The organism is Streptomyces sp. IBSBF 2435 (genome assembly GCF_036815005.1).
In the GTDB taxonomy this organism is placed as follows: domain Bacteria; phylum Actinomycetota; class Actinomycetes; order Streptomycetales; family Streptomycetaceae; genus Actinacidiphila.
Genome location: NZ_JAJSYW010000155.1, coordinates 1 through 4,478, shown reverse-complemented (window position 1 = coordinate 4,478; position 4,478 = coordinate 1). Strand labels below are relative to the sequence as shown.

General features: G+C 72.9%; 4 protein-coding genes. 3 read left to right on the top strand and 1 reads right to left on the bottom strand.

What is annotated here, in order from left to right:
• Nucleotides 1-128: 128 nt before the first annotated feature.
• From V7E46_RS25275 to V7E46_RS25265, 3 genes are all read left to right on the top strand, one after another.
• Nucleotides 129-1,625, top strand: a complete 1,497-nt coding sequence (locus V7E46_RS25275; protein WP_333770560.1) for an NCS1 family nucleobase:cation symporter-1 — start codon at nt 129-131, stop codon at nt 1,623-1,625.
• A 10-nt stretch (nt 1,626-1,635) separates the two neighbouring features.
• Nucleotides 1,636-2,358, top strand: a complete 723-nt coding sequence (locus V7E46_RS25270; RefSeq protein ID WP_333770559.1) for an aspartate/glutamate racemase family protein — start codon at nt 1,636-1,638, stop codon at nt 2,356-2,358.
• A 371-nt stretch (nt 2,359-2,729) separates the two neighbouring features.
• Nucleotides 2,730-2,951, top strand: coding sequence for a hypothetical protein (locus V7E46_RS25265; RefSeq protein ID WP_333770558.1), 222 nt, complete (start codon nt 2,730-2,732; stop codon nt 2,949-2,951).
• 16 nt (nt 2,952-2,967) lie between these two features.
• On the opposite strand, the gene V7E46_RS25260 is transcribed toward V7E46_RS25265, so the two are convergent.
• Nucleotides 2,968-4,302 carry an NtaA/DmoA family FMN-dependent monooxygenase gene (locus V7E46_RS25260; RefSeq protein WP_333770557.1) on the bottom strand — a complete coding sequence of 445 codons (1,335 nt, stop codon included), beginning with the start codon at nt 4,300-4,302 and terminating at the stop codon, nt 2,968-2,970.
• Nucleotides 4,303-4,478 lie beyond the last annotated feature (176 nt).

Below are 4,478 nucleotides of genomic sequence, written 5' to 3'. Positions count from 1 at the left end.
GGGGGGGGGGGGGGGGTGGCGCCCCCCGCCCACCCCCGCGGGGCCAAAATTGGGGGAAGTTTTTTGTTAAACAAAAACGGTGCCGGCCGCTCATCCTCCCCGTCCCCGCCCACACCGCGGAGGTACTCGTGTCCGTCACCGACCTCACCGACCCGCCCGGCACCGGCCTGCCCGCCTCGCCCGATCCCCGGCTGACCAACGAAGACCTCGCCCCCTCCACCACCCGCAACTGGCGCTCCTTCGACCTGTTCGCCATGTGGATGTCCGACGTCCACAACCTCGGCAACTACACCTTCGCCGCGGGCCTGCTGGTGCTCGGCCTCAGCGCGTGGCAGATCTTCTCGTCGCTGCTCGTCGGCTTCGCCATCATCTTCGTCGGCATGAACCTGATGGGCCGGATCGGCCAGCGCACCGGTGTGCCGTTCCCGGTCGTGGCGCGGATCAGCTTCGGCGTCTGGGGCGCGAACATCCCGGCGCTGATCCGGGCCGTGATCGCCATCATGTGGTACGGCATCCAGACCTATCTGGCCTCCGTCGCCATTGATGTGCTGCTGCTCACCGCCCGCCCCGGGCTGGCGAGTTGGACGCACCACAGCTTTCTGGGCCTGGACGCGCTCGGCTGGGCGTCGTTCCTGACCCTGTGGGTGGTGCAGGCGCTGATCATCAGCCGGGGCATGGAGTCGGTGCGCCGCTTCCAGGACTTCTGCGGTCCGGCGATCTGGGTGGTGATGATCGCGCTCGCGGTGTGGATCCTGGCCAAGGCCCACTGGAGCATCCCGCTCACCCGCACCCCGCACCCGGTGTCCACCGCGGAGCAGGTCCGCCAGTGGTTCGGCGCGATCGGCCTGATCCTGGCCACCTACGGCACCCTGATGCTGAACTTCTGCGACTTCGCGCGCTTCGCACCGGACGAACGCACCGTACGCCGGGGCAATTTCTGGGGGCTGCCGATCAACTCCTCGGCCTTCGCGCTGCTTTCGGTGATCGTCACCGCCGGCAGCATCAAGGTCTACGGGTCGGCGATCACCGATCCCGCGCTGCTCATCGCCAAGGTGGGCAACACCGCGGTCCTGGTGATCGGCGCCCTGACCTTCGCCATCGCCACCATGGGCGTGAACATCGTGGCCAACTTCGTCTCGCCCGCCTACGACGTGGCCAACGTGTGGCCGCAGCGGATCAGCTTCCGGGTCGGCGGCCTGATCAGCACGGTCGCCGCGCTGCTGGTGACGCCGTGGAACCTCTACTCCAACCCCGACGTCGTCAACTACTTCCTCGGCGGTCTCGGCGCCTTCCTGGGACCGCTGTTCGGGATCATCATGGTCGACTACTACCTGGTCAAGGGCGGCCGGATCGACGTCCCCGCGCTCTTCGACGCGGGTCCCGACGGCCCGTACCACTACCGCAGGGGCGTCAACCTCCGTGCTGTCGGCGCCTTCGTGCCGACGGCGGCGGCCAGCGCCGTCATCGCCCTGGTGCACACGTTCTCGCAGACCGCCCCGTACTCCTGGTTCATCGGCACGGCGAGCGCCGCGCTGCTCTACCTGGCACTGAACCGCGGCCGGACGGCCGAGCGGGCGGCGCCGGAGCCGTCGGTCCCTTCGTCGGCGGCGGCGGGGCCGAACTGAGGCCGCGGCCGTGCGGATCGCGGTGACCAACTGCAACACCACGACGGCGATGACCGAGCGGATCGTGCGGGGTGCCAGGACCGCCGCCGGTCCCGGCACCCTGATCACCGGCCACACCCCCGACTGGGGGCCCGCGTCGGCCGAGGGCTGGCTGGACAGCTACCTGTCGGCCGCGGCCGTGCTCGACCTGCTGCGGCGGCTGGAGGGTCCGGTGGACGCGGTGGTGATGGCCGGGTTCGGCGAGCACGGGCGCGAGGGCGCCCGCGAACTGCTCGACGTACCGGTGGTCGACATCACCGAGGCCGCCGCCCACCTGGCCTGTCTGCTCGGCCGCAGATACGGCGTCGTCACCACGCTGGACCGCACCGCCGGGCAGATCCAGGACAGCCTGCACACCGCGGGCGTCGGCCAGAACTGCGCCGCCGTGGTCGGCACCGGGCTGGCCGTCCTGGACCTGGACGAGGACTCCGACCTGGTGACGGGCGCTTTCGTCGCCGCGGGACGCCGGGCCATGGCGGCCGGCGCCGAGGTCCTGGTGCTGGGCTGCGCCGGGATGACGGGTCTGGAGCGCGGCGTCTCGGCCGCCCTGGGGCTTCCGGTGGTCGACGGGGTCGGCGCCGCCGTCCGGCTCGCGGAGTCACTGGTGGCGCTCGGCCTGACGACCAGCCGGTCCGGCGGCTACGCCAAACCCCTCCCGAAGCACCGCACCTGGCACCCGCGGTCCCCGGGCTGAGCCGGCGGCGGGTACGGAACCCGGTCCGCGGTCCGGCGCCCGGTTGGAAACCGGCCCGCGCACCGGGTCTGCGCCCGCAGACCGACCCGGGCCGGCGGCCGGTGCGTAACCGGCCCGCGCACCGGCTCCCGGTGCCGAACCCGCCCCGCCTCGGCCGCGATGGGCCTGGACGGCATCGCCGACGGTGTGCACCGGCACATTTTCCCGCCGGACGGGCCGCTCCCGATCATCGCGCTGGAGGACATCGCGGTATTCACCGCGCTGGCCTTCGACCGGCCGGAGCGGTTCGCCGGAAGGACGCTGGAGCTGGCCGGGGACGCCCCGACCCCGGCCGAGGCGGTCGCGCGATCACGGAGGCGACGGGCATCCCTGTGCGCTGCGAGCAGCTCACGCAGCAGGAGGCCGCCGCGCTCAACCCCGAGATCGCCCGCATCAGGGAGCGCTGGATGTCCGGCGCGCGCTGGCACGCCGACATCGAGGTGCTGCGGGTCGTGCACCCCGGCCTGCGCACCCTCACCGACCGGCTCGCCGAGTCCGGTGCCGCCGCGCTGCGCGCCCGGCTGCCCGGCGCCGCACGGCCGCCCCGGCCGTGACCGTACCGGCACAGCCTCACGCCGTCGTCGCTCCCTGCCCGTCGCGTACCGGCGCTCCGGTGCGGGGCGGCAGTTCGAGCCCGAGGTTCTCGCGCAGGGTGGGGCCGGTGTAGTCCTCGGTGACGAGCTTGCGCCTGCGCAGCTCGTGCAGCAGGCCGTTGACGACGAAGTCGTGCTGCCGCGGGTCCGCGAGGCTGCCGAGCAGGATCGCGTCCAGGACACCGGCGTTGAAGCGCTCCTCGATCGCGTCAGCGAGCTGCTCGGGCGTCCCCGCGGCGGCCCAGTGGCCGGTGTCCTGGGCCGCGATGACCAGCTCCCGCAGCGTGTAGCCCTGGCGCGCGTAGCCGGTGAAGATGTCGACCCGGCCCCGGCGGCGGTTCACCGAGGTGATGTCGGGCAGCAGGCTCTCCGGCAGCGTCGCGTCGAGCGGGAGGTCCGACAGGTCCACCCCGCCGCCGAGCATGTCGGCCACCAGGGCCCGTCCGCGCTCGAAGTCGGTCGACTCGCGCTTCTCGCGCACCAGCCGCCGGGCCTCCTCCTCGGTGGCGCCGTAGGTGGCGTGGAAGGAGCTGAGGATCAGCGGCAGCCCGCCGGCCCGGCCGAGCCGCTCGGCCTGGCCGCGGACCTTCCGGGTGAAGTCCAGCGCGGTGTCCAGGTCGGGGAGCGAGGTGAAGACCATCTCGGCGTAGCGCCCGCCCAGCGCGATGCCCGCCTCGGACTGGCCCGCCTGGATCTGCACCGGGCGCCGCTGCGGCAGCGGCGGGATGTTCAGCGGGCCTGCCACATCGAAGAACCGGCCGGAGTGGTTGATGGGGTGCACCCGCTCCGGGCGCAGTACCACCCGGCCGTCCGCGCCGACGGTCAGCGCACCGGGCTCCCAGCTGTCCCACAGCGCGTTCACCACCTCCAGTGTCTCGGCGGCCCGCGCGTAGCGGTCCTCGGGGCTGGGCAGGCCGCCGGGGCCGAAATTCTCCTCGCCGAGGGAGGAGGTCACCAGATTCCAGGCGGCCCGCCCGTTGCTGACGTGGTCGAGGGTGCCGAACAGCCGGGCGAGGTTGTACGGGTGGTGGAAGGTGGTCGAGACCGTGGCGATCAGGCCGATCCGCGAGGTCACCTGGCTCAGCGCCGAGACGAAGACCAGCGGCTCCTGCGACCCGATCGCGCCCTGGGCGCCGAAGCTGAGCAGGTCGGCGGTGAACAGCGCGTCGATCCTCGCGGCCTCGGCGAGCTTCGCCACCCGCACCGCGGTGCTCAGTGTGGACCGGGTGGGGTCGATCGCGAGGTCGTAGGTCTCCGACGTGCCGCCGGCGCCGGTCACGGTCTTCAGCGTCCTGGGCCGCTTCGCGCTCACAATTCGTCCATTCTCACCACTGCGGTGACATCTCGGGGCCGAGGTATCTCGGGGGTGCACGAACGCCCGGGCAGGCCGGACCGGATCCGGCCGTACGCGGCACAGGCGGGGGCGGCGGCGGGCCGCCGGGGGGGGGGGGGGGCGGGGGGGGGCGGGGCCCCCCCCCCCCCCCCCCC